The sequence below is a fragment of the Rahnella sp. BIGb0236 genome (genome assembly GCF_004364755.1).
Lineage (GTDB): Bacteria > Pseudomonadota > Gammaproteobacteria > Enterobacterales > Enterobacteriaceae > Rahnella > Rahnella victoriana.
Map to the genome: position 1 here is coordinate 55,474 of NZ_SOAO01000005.1, position 22,055 is coordinate 77,528.

At 55.4% G+C, this 22,055-nt stretch carries 25 protein-coding genes; 12 read left to right on the forward strand and 13 right to left on the reverse strand.

The annotated features are described in order from the left end of the window. Window positions 1-38 precede the first annotated feature (38 nt). The 5 genes from sfsA to folK all read left to right on the forward strand — a co-directional run bounded on the left by sfsA (window position 39) and on the right by folK (window position 4,712). A complete protein-coding gene (sfsA, locus tag EDF78_RS11965) occupies window positions 39-758 on the forward strand; it encodes a DNA/RNA nuclease SfsA (RefSeq protein WP_095924703.1) in 720 nt (239 codons plus the stop codon). Between the two features lie 229 nt (window positions 759-987). After that, window positions 988-1,443 (forward strand): RNA polymerase-binding protein DksA, encoded by a 456-nt coding sequence (gene dksA, locus EDF78_RS11975; RefSeq protein ID WP_095924702.1) that lies wholly within the window; start codon window positions 988-990, stop codon window positions 1,441-1,443. Between the two features lie 63 nt (window positions 1,444-1,506). Beyond that, entirely contained in the window at window positions 1,507-2,391 is an 885-nt protein-coding gene (gluQRS, locus tag EDF78_RS11980) for a tRNA glutamyl-Q(34) synthetase GluQRS (RefSeq protein WP_133823172.1), read from the forward strand. A gap of 519 nt (window positions 2,392-2,910) precedes the next feature. Continuing rightward, the gene (pcnB, locus tag EDF78_RS11985) at window positions 2,911-4,236 is read left to right on the forward strand and encodes a polynucleotide adenylyltransferase PcnB (protein ID WP_205948428.1); all 1,326 of its coding nucleotides are present in this window, start codon (window positions 2,911-2,913) and stop codon (window positions 4,234-4,236) included. Next, window positions 4,233-4,712: a 2-amino-4-hydroxy-6-hydroxymethyldihydropteridine diphosphokinase gene (gene folK, locus EDF78_RS11990; protein ID WP_095924700.1), complete on the forward strand. Its 480-nt coding sequence runs from the start codon at window positions 4,233-4,235 to the stop codon at window positions 4,710-4,712. Before pcnB ends, folK begins: the two co-directional genes overlap by 4 nt. Before the next feature lie 5 nt (window positions 4,713-4,717). Here the strand turns inward: folK and qseC are convergent, their stop codons facing one another. Together qseC and qseB are read right to left on the reverse strand one after the other, a co-directional pair. Next, complete coding sequence (gene qseC, locus EDF78_RS11995; protein ID WP_165772367.1) at window positions 4,718-6,076, reverse strand: quorum sensing histidine kinase QseC; 1,359 nt, start codon at window positions 6,074-6,076, stop codon at window positions 4,718-4,720. Between the two features lie 5 nt (window positions 6,077-6,081). Beyond that, entirely contained in the window at window positions 6,082-6,759 is a 678-nt protein-coding gene (gene qseB / locus EDF78_RS12000) for a quorum sensing response regulator transcription factor QseB (RefSeq protein ID WP_133823174.1), read from the reverse strand. A gap of 157 nt (window positions 6,760-6,916) precedes the next feature. On the opposite strand from qseB, the gene panB reads away from it, so the two are divergent. From panB to panD, 3 genes are all read left to right on the forward strand, one after another. Further along, window positions 6,917-7,711 (forward strand): 3-methyl-2-oxobutanoate hydroxymethyltransferase, encoded by a 795-nt coding sequence (panB, locus tag EDF78_RS12005; RefSeq protein WP_119827057.1) that lies wholly within the window; start codon window positions 6,917-6,919, stop codon window positions 7,709-7,711. Window positions 7,712-7,725: 14 nt separating this feature from the next. Next, window positions 7,726-8,580 carry a pantoate--beta-alanine ligase gene (panC, locus tag EDF78_RS12010; RefSeq protein ID WP_095924697.1) on the forward strand — a complete coding sequence of 285 codons (855 nt, stop codon included), beginning with the start codon at window positions 7,726-7,728 and terminating at the stop codon, window positions 8,578-8,580. A 108-nt stretch (window positions 8,581-8,688) separates the two neighbouring features. Next, complete coding sequence (gene panD, locus EDF78_RS12015) at window positions 8,689-9,069, forward strand: aspartate 1-decarboxylase (RefSeq protein WP_015698614.1); 381 nt, start codon at window positions 8,689-8,691, stop codon at window positions 9,067-9,069. Window positions 9,070-9,245: 176 nt separating this feature from the next. Here panD and EDF78_RS12020 read toward each other — a convergent pair whose 3' ends face one another. Both EDF78_RS12020 and EDF78_RS12025 read right to left on the reverse strand, forming a co-directional pair. Next, window positions 9,246-10,016, reverse strand: coding sequence for an ABC transporter permease (locus tag EDF78_RS12020; protein WP_095924696.1), 771 nt, complete (start codon window positions 10,014-10,016; stop codon window positions 9,246-9,248). Continuing rightward, a complete protein-coding gene (locus EDF78_RS12025; RefSeq protein WP_095924695.1) occupies window positions 10,016-10,939 on the reverse strand; it encodes an ABC transporter ATP-binding protein in 924 nt (307 codons plus the stop codon). Before EDF78_RS12025 ends, EDF78_RS12020 begins: the two co-directional genes overlap by 1 nt. Window positions 10,940-11,074: 135 nt before the next feature. On the opposite strand from EDF78_RS12025, the gene can reads away from it, so the two are divergent. Continuing rightward, window positions 11,075-11,731, forward strand: coding sequence for a carbonate dehydratase (gene can / locus EDF78_RS12030; RefSeq protein WP_095924694.1), 657 nt, complete (start codon window positions 11,075-11,077; stop codon window positions 11,729-11,731). Window positions 11,732-11,851: 120 nt separating this feature from the next. Here can and hpt read toward each other — a convergent pair whose 3' ends face one another. The 9 genes from hpt to cueO all read right to left on the reverse strand — a co-directional run bounded on the left by hpt (window position 11,852) and on the right by cueO (window position 19,337). Continuing rightward, on the reverse strand, window positions 11,852-12,388 hold the full coding sequence (gene hpt / locus EDF78_RS12035) for a hypoxanthine phosphoribosyltransferase (RefSeq protein WP_095924691.1): 537 nt from the start codon (window positions 12,386-12,388) through the stop codon (window positions 11,852-11,854). Window positions 12,389-12,499: 111 nt separating this feature from the next. Then, window positions 12,500-13,465 (reverse strand): arabinose-5-phosphate isomerase GutQ, encoded by a 966-nt coding sequence (gutQ, locus tag EDF78_RS12040; protein ID WP_119827059.1) that lies wholly within the window; start codon window positions 13,463-13,465, stop codon window positions 12,500-12,502. Further along, complete coding sequence (locus EDF78_RS12045; protein WP_095924689.1) at window positions 13,458-14,231, reverse strand: DNA-binding transcriptional repressor; 774 nt, start codon at window positions 14,229-14,231, stop codon at window positions 13,458-13,460. Before EDF78_RS12045 ends, gutQ begins: the two co-directional genes overlap by 8 nt. Window positions 14,232-14,309: 78 nt before the next feature. Then, window positions 14,310-14,672, reverse strand: coding sequence for a transcriptional regulator GutM (gutM, locus tag EDF78_RS12050; RefSeq protein WP_095924688.1), 363 nt, complete (start codon window positions 14,670-14,672; stop codon window positions 14,310-14,312). A 69-nt stretch (window positions 14,673-14,741) separates the two neighbouring features. After that, complete coding sequence (gene srlD, locus EDF78_RS12055) at window positions 14,742-15,521, reverse strand: sorbitol-6-phosphate dehydrogenase (protein ID WP_133823175.1); 780 nt, start codon at window positions 15,519-15,521, stop codon at window positions 14,742-14,744. Between the two features lie 22 nt (window positions 15,522-15,543). Then, window positions 15,544-15,906: a PTS glucitol/sorbitol transporter subunit IIA gene (gene srlB / locus EDF78_RS12060; RefSeq protein WP_095924686.1), complete on the reverse strand. Its 363-nt coding sequence runs from the start codon at window positions 15,904-15,906 to the stop codon at window positions 15,544-15,546. 9 nt (window positions 15,907-15,915) lie between these two features. Next, entirely contained in the window at window positions 15,916-16,899 is a 984-nt protein-coding gene (locus EDF78_RS12065; protein ID WP_095924685.1) for a glucitol/sorbitol-specific PTS transporter subunit IIBC, read from the reverse strand. Window positions 16,900-16,930: 31 nt separating this feature from the next. Then, on the reverse strand, window positions 16,931-17,479 hold the full coding sequence (locus tag EDF78_RS12070) for a PTS glucitol/sorbitol transporter subunit IIC (protein WP_095924684.1): 549 nt from the start codon (window positions 17,477-17,479) through the stop codon (window positions 16,931-16,933). A 253-nt stretch (window positions 17,480-17,732) separates the two neighbouring features. After that, a complete protein-coding gene (cueO, locus tag EDF78_RS12075) occupies window positions 17,733-19,337 on the reverse strand; it encodes a multicopper oxidase CueO (RefSeq protein WP_133823176.1) in 1,605 nt (534 codons plus the stop codon). Window positions 19,338-19,550: 213 nt separating this feature from the next. On the opposite strand from cueO, the gene EDF78_RS12080 reads away from it, so the two are divergent. From EDF78_RS12080 to speD, 3 genes are all read left to right on the forward strand, one after another. Next, a complete protein-coding gene (locus EDF78_RS12080; RefSeq protein WP_095924682.1) occupies window positions 19,551-19,898 on the forward strand; it encodes a YacC family pilotin-like protein in 348 nt (115 codons plus the stop codon). A 205-nt stretch (window positions 19,899-20,103) separates the two neighbouring features. Beyond that, on the forward strand, window positions 20,104-20,979 hold the full coding sequence (gene speE, locus EDF78_RS12085) for a polyamine aminopropyltransferase (RefSeq protein WP_095924681.1): 876 nt from the start codon (window positions 20,104-20,106) through the stop codon (window positions 20,977-20,979). Between the two features lie 28 nt (window positions 20,980-21,007). Continuing rightward, on the forward strand, window positions 21,008-21,802 hold the full coding sequence (gene speD, locus EDF78_RS12090) for an adenosylmethionine decarboxylase (RefSeq protein WP_095924680.1): 795 nt from the start codon (window positions 21,008-21,010) through the stop codon (window positions 21,800-21,802). The last annotated feature ends 253 nt before the right edge of the window (window positions 21,803-22,055 follow it).

Here is a 22,055-nt window from a genome sequence, read left to right on the forward strand (position 1 = left end):
TGCTTCATTTTACTCAAAGATTTCACACGGAAACTTTCATGCACTTCGAGCCTGCGCTTCAACCTGCCACTCTGGTCAAACGTTACAAACGTTTTCTCGCGGATGTGATCACGCCCGACGGCACGGAACTGACCCTGCACTGCGCCAACACTGGCGCAATGACCGGTTGTGCCACACCGGGCGACACCGTCTGGTATTCCACTTCCGACAATCTCAAACGCAAATATCCGCACAGCTGGGAACTGACCGAAACCCAGCAAAATCACTGGATTTGCGTCAATACGCTGCGGGCAAATCAGCTGGTGCGCGAGGCGATTCTTGAGCAGCGAATAGCGGAATTATCCGGTTACAGTAAATTAACCGCAGAGGTAAAATATGGCGCGGAAAACAGCCGTATAGACTTGATGTTACAGGCAGAAAATCAACCTGACTGCTATATTGAAGTGAAATCTGTCACGTTACTGCAACAGGAAGGGGGATTCTTTCCCGATGCAGTCACACTGCGCGGTCAGAAGCATTTACGCGAATTACAGTCGATGGCAGAACAGGGGCAGCGGGCGGTACTTTTCTTCGCTGTTTTACATTCAGGCATTGAAAGCGTGTCCGCAGCACACCATATTGATCCGCGTTATACCGAATTACTGACGTATGTTCAAAAGAAGGGTGTTGAAGTGATGTGCTACGGTGCTGAACTTTCTGCTGAGGGTATCCGCCTCACAAAAAGATTACCGCTGGTGACGACATCATTGAACGGATAACCCTGTATTAACCTGTCGGCGGCATAAAAAACAGGTCGCGAATACGCTTTTCCTCACAGGCTTGTCAAGCACCTGCGAGGAATAATTGCCAACCTCGTTGCCTTCTGTTATTTATAGCGGCCTGATTTTTTCCCCCGTTGGGGATCGAAATGTTCGAAGCCTGCATGTTGCAGTCATATGCGGCATAAAAAGCGGATGAACATAGTGCGTGTTATGTAGGAGAAGCATCATGCAAGAAGGCCAAACCCGTAAGACGTCGTCCTTGAGCATTCTCGCTATTGCTGGGGTGCAGCCATACCAAGAGAAGCCGGGCGAAGAGTACATGAACGACGCTCAGCTGGCTCACTTCAAAAAGATTCTTGAAGCATGGCGCAATCAGCTCAGGGATGAAGTGGATCGTACCGTTACGCACATGCAGGACGAAGCTGCGAACTTCCCTGATCCGGTCGACCGTGCCGCTCAGGAAGAAGAATTCAGCCTCGAACTGCGTAACCGTGACCGTGAACGTAAGCTGATCAAAAAGATTGAAAAAACACTGAAAAAAGTGGAAGACGAGGATTTCGGTTACTGCGATTCCTGTGGCGTTGAGATTGGCATCCGCCGTCTTGAAGCACGTCCGACTGCTGATTTGTGTATCGACTGTAAGACTCTGGCAGAAATCCGCGAAAAGCAGATGGCTGGCTAAGTCCCGGGTTCCACGCGGTGCGTCATGCACCGCGTTCCCTTTTAAACGCTGTCCCCCATTCTTATGCCGCAAGCACAACACTACACAGGCCGTTTCGCTCCCTCACCTTCCGGTGACCTGCACTTTGGTTCCCTGATCGCCGCCCTTGGCAGTTATCTGCATGCCCGCGCGCAAAATGGCATCTGGCAGGTGCGTATTGACGATATCGATCCGCCGCGTGAAATCCCCGGCTCTGCTGACCGTATTCTTGCGACGCTGGAACGCTACGGGCTGGAATGGGATGGCGAAGTGGTATGGCAATCCAGACGCCACGACGCATACCGCGCCGTGCTCGACGACTTGTTTCAGCAGCAGAAAAGCTATTACTGCACCTGCACCCGCCAGCGTATTGCGCAGACCGGCGGCACTTATGACGGCCACTGCCGTGACCTGAACCTCAGACCGCAAAACGCCGCCATCCGCTTGCGCCAGACCTTGCCGGTATACGGTTTTGATGATGATTTTCAGGGACATTTGCAGGCCAATGCCAGACTGGCTGAAGAAGATTTTATTATCCGCCGCCGCGACGGGCTGTTTGCCTATAATCTGGCGGTGGTGGTCGATGACCATTTTCAGGGCGTCAATCATATCGTGCGCGGCGCGGATCTGATTGAACCCACCGTGCGCCAGATGTCGCTGTATCAGCATCTGGGTTATCCGCAGCCGGGCTATCTGCATTTGCCGCTGGCGCTTAATGAGCATGGCGACAAGCTTTCCAAGCAAAATCACGCGCCTGCGCTGCCCGAAGGCGATCCGCGACCGGTGATCGTTAACGCCCTGAAATTTTTAGGTCAAACGCTGCCGGAAAACTGGCAGGATCACACTTTGCCTTTATTATTACGCTGGGCAACAACGCACTGGACGCCGTCGCAGATACCCCGTCAGCGCGCTAATGCGCAGCAGATGTGACTTCGGCATTCTCAAAGCGCCTGTCGTGAGCTATGATTAGCCGCTGTTTTTGCGTCACGCCAATTTTTTCAGTCACTATCGAGGTGTACCATTTTTACCCGAGTAGCCAATTTTTGCCGTAAGGTGCTAGTTCGTGAAGATAAAGTCGTTCGTGAAGAAAAGGCTGTTCATGACGACGCCGCGCTTCAAGGAGAACCCCGTCGCGAGGAGAATTCCCGTCGTGATCCGTCTCCTGTGGCCGAAGGCAATGTGAAGGCAAAAAATCCTGAACGTCGTGACGACGAACAACGCAGTGAAAACCGCGGCCGTCGGGAAGACAATGCGAACCGCGGTGAGCGCCGCAACAATAACAACCGCCGTTCCTCGCCGTATCAGCCGCGTGGCGAACGCACTGACGCCCGTGGCGATCGTCATAACGATCCGCGTGCCGGGCGCAACGAACCGCGCGCCCCGCGTTCTTCTGTCGAACATGTGCAGAAACCGCGCCCGTCATTTGATTACGCCGGTGAAACCCGTGCGATGACCATTATTCCCCGCGATGAGCACAACATCTCCCGTCGCGATATCAGCGAAAACGCCCTGAAAGTCCTGTACCGTCTGAACAAGTCTGGCTTTGAAGCCTTCCTGGTCGGCGGCGGCGTGCGTGATTTGCTGCTGGATAAAAAACCGAAAGACTTTGATATCACCACCAACGCCACGCCGGATCAGGTACGTAAACTGTTCCGCAACTGCCGTCTGGTCGGTCGTCGTTTCCGTCTGGCTCACGTGATGTTTGGCCCGGAAATTATCGAAGTGGCCACCTTCCGTGGTCACCACGAACAGCACGAAGAAACCGAAGACAAAAACGTTTCCCAGCAGGCCGTGAACGGTATGCTGCTGCGCGACAACATTTTCGGCACCATTGAAGACGACGCCCAGCGCCGTGACTTCACCATCAACAGCCTGTATTACGGTGTCGCCGACTTTACCGTGCGCGATTACACCGGCGGTCTGCGCGACCTGGAAAATGGCATCATCCGTCTGATCGGTGATCCGGAAACCCGTTACCGCGAAGACCCGGTGCGTATGCTGCGCGCGGTGCGTTTCGCGGCCAAACTGAACATGACCATCAGTCCGGAAACCGCCGGGCCGATCCCACGTCTGGCGACGCTGTTACAGGAAATCCCGCCGGCACGTCTGTTTGAAGAATCGCTGAAGCTGTTGCAGTCCGGTTACGGTCTGGAAACCTATAAAAAGCTTTGCGAATACCAGCTGTTCCAGCCGTTGTTCCCGCTGATTGCCCGCCAGTTTACTGAGCAGGGTGACAGCCCGATGGAACACATTCTGCTGCAGGTGCTGAAAAACACCGACCACCGTTTGCATAACGATCAGCGCGTGAATCCGGCGTTCCTGTTTGCGGCCATGCTGTGGTATCCGGTGATTGAGCACGCTCAGAAACTGGCGCAGGAAGGCGGACTGACTTATTACGACGCATTCGCACTGGCGATGAACGATGTGCTCGACGAGCAATGCCGTACGCTGGCGATTCCGAAACGTATTACCACGCTGGTGCGTGACATCTGGGCGCTGCAACTGCGTCTGTCACGTCGTCAGGGCAAACGTGCGCATAAGCTGATGGAACATCCTAAGTTCCGCGCGGCGTATGATTTACTGGTGCTGCGTGCTGAAGTCGAACAACACCGCGAATTGCAGAGTCTGGCGCAGTGGTGGGGCGAGTTCCAGGAAGCGACACCGGCTTCGCAGAAAAACATGCTCGGTACGCTCGGTGACGATGCGGCACCGGCGCGCCGTGCACGCACGCGCCGTCCGCGTAAACGGGCTCCGCGTAAGGACGGCGGTCAATGATCCGCGTTTACCTGGCGCTGGGCAGTAATCTTGCCCGTCCGCTTGACCAGGTAAACTGTGCGCTGGAGGCGCTGGCACATTTGCCGCGCACCCGCTTTGTGGCCGCCTCCCCGTTTTACCGCAGTAAACCGCTGGGGCCGCAAGATCAACCCGACTATCTGAACGCCGTCGTGGCGCTGGATACGTTATTACCGCCGGAAGAATTGCTCGATTGCACACAGGGGATTGAGCAAAATCAGGGCCGGGTCCGCAAGGCTGAACGCTGGGGACCCCGGACGCTGGATCTGGATATGCTGATTTACGGCGATCAGGTGATCAACACCGAGCGTTTAACGGTGCCGCATTACGACATGAAAAACCGCGAATTTATGCTGTATCCGCTGGCCGATCTGGCACCTGAACTGGTGTTTCCGGATGGCGAAACGCTGCAAAGCCTGCTTGCCCGCGTTCCGCTGAATGGCCTGACGACATGGTAAGTCGCTCAGCGACTTACCCGCACTTCCAGTCCGCCCTCTGCCTTATTTTTATAAACCACCTTCAGATGATGTAACTGCGCGATCCGTTGCACGATCGAAATCCCTAATCCGCTGCCGGTTTGCTCCTGTCCCGGTGGCCGGTAAAAACGCTCTCCCAGACGCGCCAGATGTTCATCACTCATGCCCGGCCCCTGATCTTCCACGGTGATCCCCTGCCCGTCCAGCCGCACGGTGACGCAGGTTCCGGCCGCAGAATAGCGGATGGCGTTATCCAGCAGATTGCGCACCATCAGCGACAGCAGCAGCGATTGCCCGCGCACCGGGAACGGCACGCCCTGATCTTCAAACCGCAGTTCGATGCCTTTACGGTGGGCGCGGTGATCCTGCTCTGCCAGACTTTGGGCGATCAGCATTGACCAGTCGATACGTTCCAGTTCTTCCGGTCGGGAAAAGCTTTCCAGACGCGACAGGGTCAGCAACTGATCCACCAGCCGCGTGGCGCGATCAATACTGGTGGTAAGGTTCTCCAGCGCATGTTCGCGCATCAGGGCATCGTCGCCGGAAAGCTGCACCACTTCCGTCTGCACCCGCAAGGCCGCCAGCGGGCTGCGCAGCTCATGCGCCGCGTCCGAGGTAAACCGGCGTTCGCGCACCAGCATTTCACGGGTACGGTCAAACAGGGAATTCAGCGCGTTCGCCAGCGGCAACACTTCACCGGGCAGCTTTGCGGCATCAATCGGCGTGGCGTCTTCAGGCGAACGCTGACGCAGTCCTTCCGCCACGCGGCGCAGCGGCCGCAGTTCCAGGGTCACCATCACAATCAGCGCCAGTAACAATACCGGCAGCGAGGCCAGCCACGGCGTCAGTTGGCCGCTGACCAGACTCCATGCCATGTCATTGCGGTAATCCTGCTCCTGCCCGACGGCGACGCGATATTGTCCGTCCGGCGAGGTCAGCCAGACCATGCGCCAGGCATCGTCGTCTCCTCGCAGCCCGGCATCGCTAAAGCCCTGCGTGTCACCGTCAAAGCGGATGCGCTTGCCGTTTTCGCCGTCATTGAGCAGCATCTGCCCCTGAAGATTGAAGATGGCAAAGGTCAGCGCATCGTCATCGGTATGGCCGCGCGAACCTTTGCGGACCATTTTTTTGGTGTCCGGCAGTTCGGCATCTTTTTGCAGGTTAAGGCGGTCGCCCAGACCGGTGGCCGCCAGCCGTTTGGCGAACAGCATCTGCTGGGTATCAAAGACTTCGTTGATGTGTTTGCGGGTCTGATGCCAGGCCACACCGCTGGCGATCAGCCAGGTGAGCAGCGCCAGCGCCGAAAACAGCAGGATCAGGCGCAGGCGCAGACTCAGGTTTCTCAGTTCCCTCACGCCGGTTCTCCTGCCGGTGCGTCGCCCAGCGTATATCCCACGCCATGCACGGTGCGGATAAAGCCTTTGCCGAGTTTGCTGCGCAGATGGTGGATATGCACTTCCACCGCGTTGCTGCTGACCTCGTCGTCCCAGTTGTAGAGTTTTTCCTGAATCAGCGTTCGCGCCAGCACGCGGCCTTTGTTGTTGAGAAACAGCTCCAGCACCGTCACTTCGCGCGGCGTCAGCGTCACCGTCTCGCCGTGAAGCGTCACACTGCGGGCAGCGGGATCGAATTCCACCGCGCCATGGGTTACTTTCGGGGTCACCACGCCGTGACGGCGGCGGATCAGCGCCTGCAATCGGGCGGCCACTTCCACCAGCGCGAACGGTTTACACAGATAATCATCGGCACCGGCCTGCAATCCGCTGACGCGCTCTTCCAGCGCATCGCGCGCGGTCAGGATCAGCACCGGCGTATCGCGACCGGCCTTCCGCCATTCGCGCAGCAACGCCATGCCGTCCATCCCCGGCAGGCTGAGATCGAGAACCACGGCATCGTAAGGCGCACTGTCGAGCGCCGCCTTGCCGGTCAGCCCGTCGGTAAACCAGTCGAGCGTAAAACCCAGTTTTGTCAGCCCGGCCCTGATGCCGTCGCCGATCATTTTGTCGTCTTCAATCAGTAGAATTCGCATGGTTCCCTCCGTTTTTTTCATTATAGGCGACGCTTCTTAATCACTTCTTAAGACGGGGATCACCCTGCCGCCTGTCGAACTTGCTGTCTGCCTTCCTGCTCATACAGTAGAATACCGGCATCATATTCATCCGATGAATTATTCAAAGGTACGTGTCATGAAACCCACCACATTGAGCCAGCTTCGCCAATGGAAGCAGGAAAAACATAAATTTGCGACCATTACCGCCTACGACGCCAGTTTCGCGCAGTTGTTTGCGGAACAGGGCATCTCAGTGATGCTGATCGGCGATTCTCTGGGCATGGTCGTTCAGGGGCAGGATTCCACGCTGCCGGTCACGGTAGAAGACATTGCTTATCACACCCGCTGTGTGCGCCGTGGCGCGCCTCAGGCGTTATTGCTGGCTGACCTGCCGTTCATGAGTTACGCCACGCCGGAGCAGGCGTTTGAAAGCGCCGCCGTGCTGATGCGCGCGGGCGGCAATATGGTCAAACTGGAAGGCGGCAGCTGGCTGTGTGACACGGTTCGTATGCTGACCGAACGCGCCGTGCCGGTGTGCGGCCATCTGGGGCTGACGCCGCAGTCAGTGAACATTTTCGGCGGCTATAAAGTGCAGGGTCGCGACGAAGTGGCGGCCAATCAGCTGATCAAAGATGCGATGATGCTGGAAGAAGCCGGGGCGCAACTGCTGGTGCTGGAGTGTGTGCCGGTGGATCTGGCGCGCCGCGTGACCGAAGAACTGAGCATTCCGGTGATCGGCATTGGCGCGGGTAATGTGACTGACGGGCAGATCTTAGTGATGCACGACGCATTCGGCATCACCGGCGGCCATACGCCAAAATTCGCCAAAGACTTCCTCAGCGAAGCCGGTGATATTCGTGGCGCGGTACGTTTGTATGTCGATCAGGTCGCGCAGGGCGTGTATCCGGGCGAAGAACATTCCTTTAAATAAACGGGAGAAGGCTGGTGCTGATAATTGACAGCGTGGCGCTGCTGCGTCGCGAAATCCGTGATTTCCGCAAGAACAACAAACGCATCGCGCTGGTGCCGACGATGGGCAACCTGCACGAAGGCCACATGACGCTGGTGGAAGAAGCCAAAGCGCGTGGCGACGTGGTGGTCGTGAGTATTTTCGTTAACCCGATGCAGTTTGAGCGTCCGGATGATCTGGAACGTTACCCGCGCACCTTGCAGGAAGACTGCGAGAAGCTGAATAAACGCGGTGTGGATCTGGTGTTCGCCCCTTCTCCGGCAGAAGTGTACCCGAAAGGGCTGGCGACGCAGACGCAGGTCGATGTGCCGGTGATTTCCACCATTCTGGAAGGCGCGAGCCGTCCGGGACATTTCCGTGGCGTCTCGACCATCGTCAGCAAGCTGTTCAATCTGGTGCAGCCGCAGGTGGCCTGTTTCGGCCAGAAAGACTTCCAGCAACTGGCGCTGCTGCGCACCATGGTGGAAGACATGGGTTACGACATCGAGATTGTCGGCGTGCCGATTGTGCGCGCCAAAGACGGTCTGGCGCTCAGTTCCCGTAACGGCTATCTGACGGCCGAAGAACGTAAGCTTGCACCGCAACTGAACAAAATCATGAACGCGCTGGCGGAACGTCTGAGCCAGGGTGAACGCCATACCGACGAAATGTTGCAGGAAACCGCGCAGCAGCTTCGCGAAGCGGGCTTCACACCGGACGAACTTTTTATCCGTGATGCGAAGACCTTGCAGGAATTGTCCGTCGACAGCACCTCAGCGGTGATCCTGATGGCGGCATGGCTGGGTAAAGCGCGGCTGATTGATAATCAGGAGGTTGATCTGACGCAGTAGACAGCGCAGGTCAAATGGGCAACTATGTTGGCCGCCGGAAATTTCGGACTTTTCAGACCGTCTGACCGGCGGATCCCCAGACTTTTTACGCACGAAGGGTCATACGCAATGGTACGTACAATGCTGCAAGGCAAACTGCACCGGGTTCACGTCACTCAGGCAGATTTGCATTACGAAGGCTCCTGCGCCATCGATCAGGACTTTCTCGATGCCTCAGGCATTCTGGAATACGAAGCAATTGATATTTATAACGTTGATAACGGTCAGCGTTTTTCGACATACGCCATCGCGGCAGAACGCGGTTCGCGGATTATTTCGGTCAACGGCGCAGCAGCGCGCTGTGCCTGTGTCGGCGATCTGCTGATCATCTGTTCTTACGTGCAGATGTCAGATGAACAGGCCCGCCAGCACCAGCCGAAAGTGGCTTATTTCGAAGGTGAAAACCAGCTGAAACGCACTGCCAAAGCCGTGCCGGTTCAGGTGGCCTGATAAAACGCCTCCCCTTCGCTGAACTGATTTTGGTTTTGCTCCTCCCCCTGCGAAGGGGGAGGTTGGGAGGGGGTTTTAAATACAAAGCAAAGAGTTAAAGCACACTTTGAATGTAGTTTTTGACCTTAATACCCCACCCCAACCCTCCCCTTCGCAGGGGAGGGAGCACAGAAAAATCAGCTACGTAAACCTCTGCCGCGCTCGATCAGATACCACGCCAGCAAATAAAACACCGCAATAAACGCCACCAGTACACTCATGGTAAACACCAGCGGCACGTCTGAAATCCCCAGAAAACCGTAGCGGAAACCGCTGATCATGTAGACGATCGGGTTCAGCTTGGAAACGGCCTGCCAGATTGGCGGCAGCAGCGACAGCGAGTAGAACACACCACCCAGATAAGTCAGCGGCGTCAGCACAAAGGTCGGGATCAGGCTGATGTCGTCAAACGTGGTCGCAAACACCGCGTTCAGCAGACCGCCGAGCGAGAACAGGATCGCGGTCAGCAGAAGCGTCAGCGCAATGATCCACCAGGAGTGGATCACCAGGGGCACGAAGAACAGCGAGATCGCCGTGACCAGGATCCCCACGCAGATCCCGCGCGCCACACCGCCGCCGACATAACCGGCGATCACCACATGCGTTGGCACCGGCGCAACCAGCAGTTCTTCAATATTGCGCTGAAATTTGGCGCTGAAGAACGATGAAGCGACATTGGCGTAGGAGTTAGTGATCACCGCCATCATGATCAGACCCGGCACGATAAACTGCATGTAGGTGAAACCGTGCATGCTGCCAATCTGGGAGCCGATCAGATTCCCGAAGATGATGAAATACAAGGTCATGGTGATCACCGGCGGAACCAGCGTTTGGATCCAGATACGGCCAAACCGGTTGATCTCTTTCATCCAGATACTTTTAAGTGCCACCCAATACAATTGCGACATTATTTCTTTTCCTCGCTGCCGTTCACCAGCGTGACAAACAGCTCTTCCAGACGGTTCGCCTTGTTACGCATACTCAATACCTGCACACCCTGCTTACTCAGCTGGCTAAACAGAGAGTTCAGTCCCTGCTCGCGCATCACTTCTACTTCCAGCGTTGAGGTATCCGTCAGCTGGCTGCGATAGCCTTCCAGCACCGGCAGCGGGCTTTTCGCACCTAAATCCAGAATGAAGGTTTCCGATTTCAGCTTCGACAGCAGCGCTTTCATGCTGGTGTTTTCTACCAGTTCACCGCCCTGAATGATGCCGATATTACGGCACAGCATTTCCGCTTCTTCCAGATAGTGCGTGGTCAGAATGATGGTGGTGCCCTGCGCGTTCAGCTCTTTCAGGAAGCCCCACATCGAGCGGCGCAGTTCGATATCCACACCCGCCGTTGGCTCATCAAGGATCAGCAGTTTTGGCTCGTGCATCAGCGCACGGGCGATCATCAGACGGCGCTTCATCCCGCCGGACAACATGCGCGAACGCTCGTTGCGTTTGCCCCACAGATCCAGCTGCGTCAGGTATTTTTCTGCACGTTGCAGCGCCAGCGGACGCGGCACGCCGTAATATCCGGCCTGATTGACGACCACCTGCATGACGGTTTCGAACGGGTTGAAGTTAAATTCCTGCGGCACCAGCCCGAGCTGGCGTTTGGCGTTGACGATATCTTTATCGATGTCGTAACCAAACACCTGCACTTTACCGGCGGTTTTATTGACCAGTGAACTGATGATGCCAATGGTGGTGGATTTACCCGCACCGTTCGGCCCAAGCAGGGCATAAAAATCGCCGGCTTCGACGCGCAGATCGATTCCACGCAAAGCCTGTACACCACCGGCGTAAGTTTTGGTTAACTTTTCCAGTTCCAATGCATAATTCATAAAGGGAGCGTACCTTCTTGTGAAAACCCTGTTGTAAGAATGAGTAGACGGAGATGCCGAATCAGTTTGAAAAGTCGGGGCATTGCCCTATATTACTCCATCGCAGTCAGCTCGTAATACAGGCTATTAACCTCAATGAACGACATAGAAAGACTCATCAGCAATAACGCAGCCTGGTCCAAAACCATGATTGATGAAGATCCTGGTTTCTTTGAGCGGCTTTCCCAATCTCAAAAACCCCGTTTCCTGTGGATTGGCTGTTCTGACAGCCGTGTTCCCGCCGAGCGCCTGACAGGGCTTGAGCCGGGCGAACTGTTCGTTCACCGTAACGTTGCCAACCTGGTCATCCATACCGACCTTAACTGCCTGTCCGTGGTGCAATATGCTATCGACGTGCTGGAAGTTGAACACGTGATTATCTGCGGTCACTACGGCTGTGGCGGTGTGCAGGCGGCGGTTGAAAACCCTGAACTGGGTTTGATCAATAACTGGTTGTTGCATATCCGGGACATCTGGTACAAACACAGCTCCCTGCTGGGCGAACTGTCGCCAGAAAAACGTCTCGATAAATTGTGCGAACTGAATGTGGTCGAGCAAGTGTATAACCTCGGTCACTCCACGGTGATGCAATCGGCCTGGAAACGCGGCCAGAAAGTCACGCTGCACGGCTGGGTATACGGCATTCTGGACGGACGTCTGCGCAACCTCGACGTCGATGCTACCAGCCGCGAAACGCTGGAACAACGCTACCGTCAGGGCGTCTCCGCCCTGCTCAACGGCGACCCGCAATAACAAGCCGCACTACTCTACAGAAATTCAAAAAACAAAAGGCACAAAAATGTGCCTTTTTTAGTGCCTTTTTTCTTTGGATTATTTCGCTCCTCCTCTTCGCAGGGGAGGGAGCAAAGTTCACTACTCGTCCAGCATCACAACCTTGCCGACATACGGCAGATGGCGGTAACGCTGGGCGTAGTCGATACCGTAACCGACAACGAATTCGTCGGGGATCGGGAAGCCGACGTATTCAACTTTAACGTCAACTTCGCGGCGTTCGGGTTTATCCAGCAGGGTGCAGATGGCGAGGGATTTCGGGCCGCGCAGTTGCAGGATTTCACGCACTTTGCTCAGCGTGTTACCGGAATCGATGATGTCTTCGACGATCAGCACATCTTTACCGCGAATGTCTTCGTCGAGATCTTTGAGGATCTTGACGTCGCGGGTGGTGGACATGCCGTTGCCGTAGCTGGAGGCGGTCATGAAGTCCACTTCGTGCGGCACATCCACGGCGCGACACAGGTCAGCCATAAACATGAAGGAACCGCGCAGCAATCCCACCAGCACCATTTCGCTGCCGCTGTTGCGGTAGTGTTCGGTGATTTCACGGCCCAACTCGGCAATTCGGGTTTTGACTTCCTCTTCGGAAATCATGACGTCAACGCGATGTTTCATATAAAGACTAACCACCTGATTTAAGAATATTTATCGCTGCTTTTCAGAAAAGCAGCGACCATATAGTGGAAAGGATTATAACAAAGAACCCGCCGATGAGTAACGCTGGCGTCAGCCAATACCGGCCTGATGCAGGTCATGCAGGTTGATCGCGCCGACCAGTACGCCTTCGCTGTCGACCACCGGCGCGGCACTGATGTGCTGCTGATGCAGGGCTTCAAGCGCCTCGCCCGCCCGCCATTGGGCAGGAAGCTGATACCCCGGACGGCTCATGGCGTCGACCAGCGGATCGTTCAGGCTGTGGCCTTTTACCAGCCAGCGGCGCAAATCGCCGTCGGTGAATACGCCGACCACGCGCAGGCTGGCGTCGCAGACGGCAATCAGCCCCAGACCGGTGCGGCTCAGTTCCAGCATCGCGTCCATGACATTTTTCCGGCTGTCGACCACCGGCAGACGATCGCCGGTGCGCATCAGATGATGCACGCGGTTCAGCAGACGCGCGCCGAGGCTGCCGCCGGGGTGTGAACGGGCGAAGTCTTCCGCCCCAAAACCCCGGTGCCGCATCAGTGCCATCGCCAGCGCATCGCCCATCATTAAGGTATTCACCGCGCTCGAGGTCGGTGCCAGCCCCATCGGGCAGGCTTCACGCTCGACGCTGATATCCAGCACACAATCTGCTGCCAGCGCCAGCGGGGAATCTTTGCCGCCGGTGATGGCAATCAGACGGGTTTGGTTTTCTTTCAGCAGCGGCAGGATCAGATCCAATTCTTTTGCCCGGCCGGAATAGGAAATAAAAATCAGCACGTCTTCACTGCCGATCATCCCCAGATCGCCGTGCAGCGCCTCAGCGGGATGCACGAAAAACGCCGGTGTGCCGGTGCTGGCCAGTGAGGCGGCGATCTTCTTGCCGATATGTCCGGATTTTCCCATGCCGGACACCACCGCTTTGCCGGTGCAGTTCAGCAATAAGCGGCAGGCGCAGAGGAAGTTATCATCCAGCCGCGTCAGTAACCGGCGGGCTTCTTCTATTTCGATTTCCAGCGTTTCACGTGCGTAATTCAGTAATGCGTCACTCATCGTCTTCCCCGACTAAAATTATGCGGATCCCCAGTTTTTCGATGGCATCACGATATTGAGCGCTCAGCCCGCTGTCCGTGATCAGCGTATCGACCTTGCCTAAATGACACACCACGTTCGGGCTTTTACGGCCGAATTTGGATGAATCCACCAGCAGGAAAATACGCTCAGCCGCTTTACACATCGCCTGACTGACGCCGTGAACTTCGTTGAATGTGGTGACGCCGCCATCGAGATCGACGCCATCAGCGCCGATAAACAGCTTATCGAAGTTGAATTTATCAAAGGCGCTTTCGGCCAGGCTGCCGTGGAAGGAGGAGGATTTTTTGCGGTAGGTGCCGCCGGGCATCAGGATCGTCTGGTCGTTGTCCAGTTCCACCAGCGCGTTGACGATATGCAGGCTGTTGGTCATGACGGTGATGTTATTGAACTGGCTGAGGAAAGGCACCATCTGCATCACGGTGCTGCCCGCGTCAAAAATCAGCGAGTCGCCGTCCTGAATTTCCTGAATGGCCGCGCGGGCGATGCGCAGTTTTTTGCCGGTATTGATGTGGGTTTTACGATCGATAGGCTGATCGCCTTCTTCACGGCTCAGCACTACGCCGCCGTAGGTGCGGATCACCGCGCCCTCTTCTTCCAGCAGGGTCAGATCTTTACGAATAGTGGTGCCGGTGGTGGCGAAATGCGCGGCGAGATCGTCCACCGCTGTCTTTCCAAATTGCTGCAAATGCGCCAGTATCGCCGCCTGCCGTTGCTTAGGTTTCATCACGATTTTCGCTCAAATTTTAAGATATATTCACGCCATCATTCTTTTTGAAAGATAATAGCTTTTAAAATGAAAATATCATGATTTCGGTTCAATCGCTAATGATAGTGCAGTTTGAATATTCGGATCTTTCGGGAAGATCACACCTGTCATCAATTCTTCCCGGCTCATGCCATTAAGCGAGGAAACCGGCTGAGGACGGGCAAAAATCGTCAGGCCGCGCAGCAGGAATCCGTCACAAACTTTCTCCTGTTTATCAAATGCCAGCGCCAGCACCACTCTCGGTTTGAAACGTCCGCCGGAACGCCCGACGCCGACGTTTCCCTGTAGACACAATCTGTCGAATGCCCGGTTAAAGCGCTGTAACTGCCACCAGCCGAGCGCGATTTGCGCCATCCACGCCAGCACCGCACAGAGGATTAATGCCGAAGTCGGGGTCATCATTTTCTCCTTACCATGACTTTCTGCGTAACATCGTTACCCGCCCCTGCAAAACAGGGGCGGAAGACATCAGAACATCACCTGACCGCCGGTGATGTTAATCGACTGACCGGTGCAATAAGAGGCTTTGTCGCTGGCGTAAAACAGCAGCATATCCAGCACATCCTGATAGTCGCACCCGCGTTTCAGCGGCACTTTATCGATGTAATACTGCTCGACTTCATCGGCCTTAAGGCCGAGTTTTTTGGCGTACTGCGGCAATAACGACTGGAACATCGGCGATTTGAGCAAATTACCCAGCATCAGCGAATGCACGGTAATGCCGTACTCCGCCAGATCCAGCGCCAGAGACTGTGTCAGCCCCACGCCGCCGAATTTAGCCGCGCTGTAACCGGCGTTGTGTTTGCTGCCCACTTTGCCGGATTTGGAGTTGATCTGAATAATCCGCCCCGGCACGCGGTCGCGGATCATCAGACGGGAAAACTCGCGGGCGCAGAGGAAATAGCCCACCAGATTGACCTGCAGGGAGAGGTCAAAATCGTAGAGGGCGAAGTCGGTGATCGGCGATGCCTTCGCCATTCCCGCGCTGTACACCAGCAAACTGACCCTGCCAAACGTCTGATCCACCGCTTTCGCCAGTTGTTCTACGCTGGCTTCGTTGGTGGCATCGACGGCAAAACCAAACGCCCGTTCCTCACCAAACTGCTGGTTGATTTGTTCTGCCACCGACGCGGCATTCTTCTCATTCAGATCCGCCACCGCCACGCGATAGCCGGATTCAGCCAGCCCCTGACAGAGAAATGCGCCCAGCGTCTGTCCCCCGCCGATCACGACTGCAACCTGTTCCATAACTGACTCCTGATTCTGATAGTTAATCGATAAATTTCAATATGCTGCCCAGCGGGATATCGTCGGGCGTGGTGCCTTTTACATGGACGCTGCCGGGAAATTCAGCGTCGGCACTGCCGTCGAACCGCAGGGTGATATGCCCCAGTTCGCGCAGATTCTGCATCGCCACCTCGCCCACGGCGGTCACCGGATAACGCACATCCGCCAGCTCCATGTATGCGCCACGGTGCAATTCCCCTTCGGTTTTGCCGTGCTGATGAATGAAGCAATAATCCTGAATATCTGCCGGTGCGCCTTCGCGGAAGGTGATCAGCATCTGGTCGGTCAGCGCCTCACGGGCGAAGTCGCCGATGTGCGTAATGGTGGTTTGATAAATGGTTTGCACGGTGACTCCTTACTGATAGATGAAAGCGGAAGCGGCCCAGGCGATAAGCACCGTCGGTGCGCCGGTCAGAAAACGGCTGACCAGCACCGAAGGCACGCCGACGCGCACGGTGTCCTGTTTGGCTTCGGCGAGCGAGAGGCCGACAGGAATGAAATCGCACGCCGCCTGCGCGTTAATGGCGAAAAGTGCAGGCAGCGCCAGATGTGGCGGGATATTGCCGAGTCCGATCTGCACCCCCACCAGCACGCCGATAACCTGCGCGATGACCGCGCCGGGGCCGAGGAAGGGCGAGAGCAGCGGGAAGGAGCAGATCAGCGCCAGCATCACCAGCCCGACGGGGCTTTTTGCCAGCGGCGTCAACCCGTGCGCCACCAGATCGCCCAGCCCGGACGCCATGATGATGCCGATCAGCGCCGCCACGAAGGCCATAAACGGCAGGATAGTTTTGAGTACGGTATCGATGGTGTCGCGCCCGGCCTGGAATAACACCGCCACGCCGGATCCCATCCCCATGCCGACTTTCGCCAGCAGGCCGTCGCTCTGTTCGGTAATTTTTTTGGTGGTGTCGTAATCACGCCCTGCCGCAGCGGGTGCGGGCTTCGTCGCAGCCGGTTCAGCGCCGTCTGCCAGGTCGATCACAATGTCATCCTCACGCACGCCGGACACATAAATGTCTTCAGTAATGAACTGTGCCAGCGGGCCGGACTTGCCGGTCGAATGAATATTTACGGTAGGAATGCGGCGCTTGGGGTAGATGCCGCAACGCAGCGTGCCACCGCAGTCGATTACCGCCACGCCGATTTCTTCCGCCGGTGGCTCACCTTCTTTGAAGCCATCCACCGTTTCCCAGCCGGTCAGTGCCGCCAGTTTGTCGACAATCGCCGGACGCGTGCCCGCCGTGATATACACCACTTTTTTGCCGGGTACCGCGTCAATCAACAACGGACCACCCCAGCCACCTTCGCCCCGGTTAATGCGGATCTTAACGCTCATTTTCTGCTCCGATTTTTAGAATTGGATCTGTTTACAGCTGAACCTGACGATCAAGCTGGATGCCCATCTTGCGTTCGAAGATGCGGGTGGTGAGATCCGTTACCCAGCCACGGAAGAAGTTGGTCACCATGCCCACCAGGAAATAACTGACGGCCAGCGGCCCGAGCGGTAAACCCAGTGTGGTCAGCCCGCTCGCCACGCCGAGATAGACAAACAGTTCACCGGGATTGATGTGCGGGAACAGGCCGTTCATGGAATGGCAGCTGTAAGAGCCTGCGGCGTAATAGCTGGGTTTGTAGATTTCAGGCATAAAGCGCCCGAGGCTGAGGGTCATCGGGTTGCAGAAAACAAAGGTGCCGATCACCGGCAGCAGCAGATAACGTGAAACCGGATTGCCCGCGCAGCGTTGCGCCAGACGTTCGATCCGCCGCTGTCCGACAAACACGATCAGCGCGTTCATGACCACCAGTAAGCTGATTAAGAGAGGCAGAATGCCGGTGACCATCCCGACAAACACCTCCCCGCCCTTTTGAAACAGGCCGATAAACCACTCGGCTCCGTGCGTTATTACGTCGATCATCATCTTCTCCTGTAGGGATACATGTGGGTTTACGCTTTCATGTTTTGTCACTCCACGCTAAAAATATAATCATTATGAATTTATATTAATTATATATTGATCACACTTTGAAAGTTTAATCTTTCAAAATGAAAGATTACTAAGCAAGGGGTATCACAGAGAAGGAAATGAACGGGCGGAAAGGGAGCGGAAGCTGGCCGGAGGATCGTCTCCGGCCTGTGGATTTTTAAGAGAGGAAGGAAAGAAAATCAGATCACTTTGATACGGTGAAACCCAGCATCATGCCGGTGTCTTCATGTTCCAGCAGATGACAGTGCGCCATATAAGCATGTTGTTTGTCGGCCAGATGGTTAAAGCGCACCAGCACTTCACTGCGTGCCCCTTCTACCCGAACGATATCTTTCCAGCCCTGACGGTGCGCTGCCACCGGCTGACCGTTTTCAGAAAGAATACGGAACTGCGTGCCGTGAATATGGAAAGGATGCAGCATCATGTCGCCTTCGCCCGAGATCGTCCATTTCTCGTACTGACCTTGTTTCACATCGAAAGCAGGAACATTCATGTCGTAGGCTTTGCCGTTGATTTTGTTGCCCTGCATGAAATCGTAGCCGCCAGCGGGTTTACTCATGTCCATTCCTGCCATGTTGCCATGACCGTCGTGGCCGGACCCGGACATCCCCGGCATCGCCGCCATCCCGCCGTCACCGTGATCCATGCTTATGCCTACCATGGCGTTATGACCATAACGTTTCATTAATGCGGCCATGCCCTGCTGATCGAGTTGCGGATCCATCATCAGTTGCAGCCAGCGGGTCGGCAGATTGTCGACAGACACCAGCGCCGGAAGCGGCACCAGCGTATCCGGCAATGCCCCGCCGCTTTGGGTGAGCGTCGGCTGAATGCGCAGCACCGGCAACGGCTTATCGAACGGTGCCAGCGTCATGCCCATTTGTTTCACCGGCAGCGTGACCAGATCAAAGGCTTTGCCGTCGGTACACTCAATCAGCACTTCAAAACGTTCGCCCATCAGCATCGGCAAATCGCTGACTTTCACCGGTTCCGGCAGGAAACCGCCGTCGCTGGCGATGACATACATCGGACGATTATCGCTGGTGGCGATATGCAGCGAACGTGCGTTACAGCCGTTGAGCAGCCGCAGACGCAGCCAGCCACGGGAAATCCCGTGCTGCGGATACACCGCGCCGTTGGTCAGCATGTGCTGCCCGAACCAGCCGACGGCGGCGGTCATGACATCCATCTGATAATCGATCTGTCCGGCGTCGTTCAGGCGTTTATCCTGCAAAATGATCGGAATATCATCCACGCCCCAGCGTTTCGGGATCTGCAAAATATCGCTGCTTTCATCTTCAATCAGCACCATGCCCGCCAGCCCCATCGCCACCTGATGGCCGCTGGTCTGATGTGGATGCGGGTGGAACCAGCAGGTCGCCGCAGGCTGATCGAGCTGTAACGTCACTTTACGGTTCTGGCCGGGTTCGATGAGTCCCTGTGGTCCGCCATCGACGTCACCCGGAATTTCCAGCCCGTGCCAGTGCACGGTACTGGCGACATTCAGCCGGTTATTGACGGTCACGCTGACCGGCTTGCCACGGCGGATACGCAGCGCGGGGCCGAGGAGATTACCGTTTACCCCCCAGGTCTCGGTGTTCACGCCGGGCAGAAACTGGCTCTGACCGCGCTGCAAGGTGAGCGTGAAGGCATTGCGGATATCGGGTTCGAGTAACGCGGGGATCGGCAAAGCCGGACGGTCAGCGGCGAGCGCGAAACGGCTCCAGCCGGGCAGCGTACTGGCGGCGCCCATCAGGGTCGTCCACTTTACGAAATCGCGACGGTTCATTTTTCAGTCCTTATGAGGGGCAATTGCCAGACGGATGGCGTAAGCGTGCCATAATAGTACAACAGCCTAAACCCTCTCCTTAGGGGAAGGTCAAGCGGCTGACGCGGGGAAAAGAAATTTGGTGCCACACAATGCAAATATGGTAACGTCATTTTAATGATTTGCGCGCCAGCGCTTTCCCCACTTTCTCTCTAAAAGAACAAGAACACGTCCATGAAAAAAACAACATTGTGTTTGCTGTTACTGTCGCTGCTCGGCTTTTCCTCCGCCAGTCAGGCACTGAGTGAATCAGAAGCGGAAGATCTTGCGGATCTGACGGCGGTCTTTGTGTATCTGAAAAATAACTGCGGCTACGAGCAACTGCCGAATACGCAAATCAAACGCGCGATCGTGTTTTTCGCCCAGCAAAACCGCTGGGATCTGAGCAATTACAACAGCTTTAATATGCAGTCGATGGGCGAAGACAGCTACCGCGATCTGAGCGGCATCGCCGTACCCAAACCGACCAAATGCAAATCTCTGGCGCGTGACTCGCTGAGTTTGCTGGCCTACACCAACTAAACCCTGTCAGCCGGTTTACCGGTCTTGTGCTCCGTCATTCTGCTGCCGGAGCCTGTCTTCTTCCCCCGACTTTCCGCGCCACGCCTGCCTCGTCTACACTTAAGCTAAATTGACCTGTCTGAAATTCAACCGTGCATGGACGGGCAGAGTTAGCTATCATGTGCGCCCATTTTTATGGCTGCGATTGATCAGGAGAAACAACGACATGTCCCGGAACTCGTCATCCAAAGAAATATGGTATGAGACGCTGCACGCCCATTTTGGCCAGTATTTTAGCGTCGAAAAAGAGTTATACCGTGAGAAAACCGATCATCAGGATCTGGTGATTTTCGAGAACGCGGCGCTGGGTCGCGTGATGGCACTCGACGGCGTTGTGCAAACCACCGAACGTGATGAATTCATCTACCACGAAATGATGACCCACGTACCGCTGTTCGCCCACGGCCACGCCAAAAAGGTGTTGATCATTGGCGGCGGTGACGGCGCCATGCTGCGCGAAGTGTGCCGTCATAAAGGCGTGGAAGCGATCACCATGGTGGAAATCGATGCCGGTGTGGTGTCGTTTTGCCGCCAGTATCTGCCGAACCATAATGCCGGAGCCTATGATGATCCCCGTTTCAAACTGGTGATCGACGACGGTGTGAACTTCGTTAATCAGACCAGCGAAACCTTTGATGTGATCATCTCCGACTGCACCGATCCGATCGGTCCCGGAGAAAGCCTGTTCACCTCGGCGTTCTACGAAGGCTGTGCCCGCTGCCTCAATCCGGGTGGCATTTTTGTGGCACAAAATGGCGTCTGCTTCCTGCAGCAGGATGAAGCGGTCAACAGCCACACCAAACTGAGCCACTATTTCAGTGATGTCAGTTTCTATCAGGCCGCGATCCCGACCTATTACGGCGGCATCATGACCTTTGCCTGGGCGACCAACAGCCCGGAATATCGCCAGATCGACAACCCGACTTTGCAGGCGCGTTTCGACGCCGCAGGGATCACCTGTCGTTACTACAATCCGGCGATCCACAACGGCAGCTTTGCCCTGCCGCAATATTTACTGAATGCCCTGTCAGCCGCGCGCTGATACGACATCCATAAGGGGGTGAACTAAATTGCAAAAGCTGAAACTGCATGGCTTCAACAACCTGACCAAAAGCCTGAGTTTTTGTATCTACGATATCTGCTACGCCAAGACCGCAGAAGATCGTAAGGGCTACATTGCCTACATTGACAAAGAATATAACGCCAACCGGTTAACAGAAATTCTCACCGAAACCTGCTCCATCATCGGGGCAAACGTGCTTAACGTTGCGCGTCAGGATTACGAGCCACAGGGTGCCAGCGTCACGATTTTAGTGAGCGAAGAGCCGGTGGATCCGCGTGATGTGGACACCACTGAGCATCCGGGGCCGTTACCGAATTCCGTGGTCGCGCACCTGGATAAAAGCCATATCTGCGTGCACACCTATCCGGAAAGCCATCCGGAAGGCGGACTCTGTACCTTCCGCGCCGACATTGAAGTCTCAACCTGTGGCGTGATTTCACCGCTGAAAGCGCTGAACTATCTGATCCACCAGCTGGAATCCGATATCGTCACCATCGATTACCGTGTGCGCGGTTTTACCCGCGACGTGAACGGCGTGAAGCACTATATCGACCACTCGATCAATTCGATTCAGAACTTCATGTCGCAGGATATGAAAGCGCTGTACGACATGATGGACGTCAACGTGTATCAGGAAAACATCTTCCACACCAAGATGTTGCTGAAGGAATTCGATCTTAAGCATTATCTTTTCAATGCCAAACCGGAAGAACTGAGCGCGCAGGAGCGCAAGGATATTACCGATTTGCTGTACAAAGAAATGCAGGAAATTTATTACGGCCGCAATCTGCCGTCAGTCTGATCTGCGTTAAAAAATAAGAGAAGGCCGGGCAGCGTTAAATGTCCGGCCTTTTTTTGTATAGACAAATTCTGATAATAAATATTCTCCCCGTGCGAAACTCAATAAGCATTACTTAAGTAAAATATCCTGACACATCTGAAAACCCGCTATACTCCTTAAGACAAATTAATGTTAAACCAGTCATTAAATCCTTATTTAACTCAAATTATTGAACGATCGATCTCAGTATTAAGCCAAATTCCAGAAATAATAC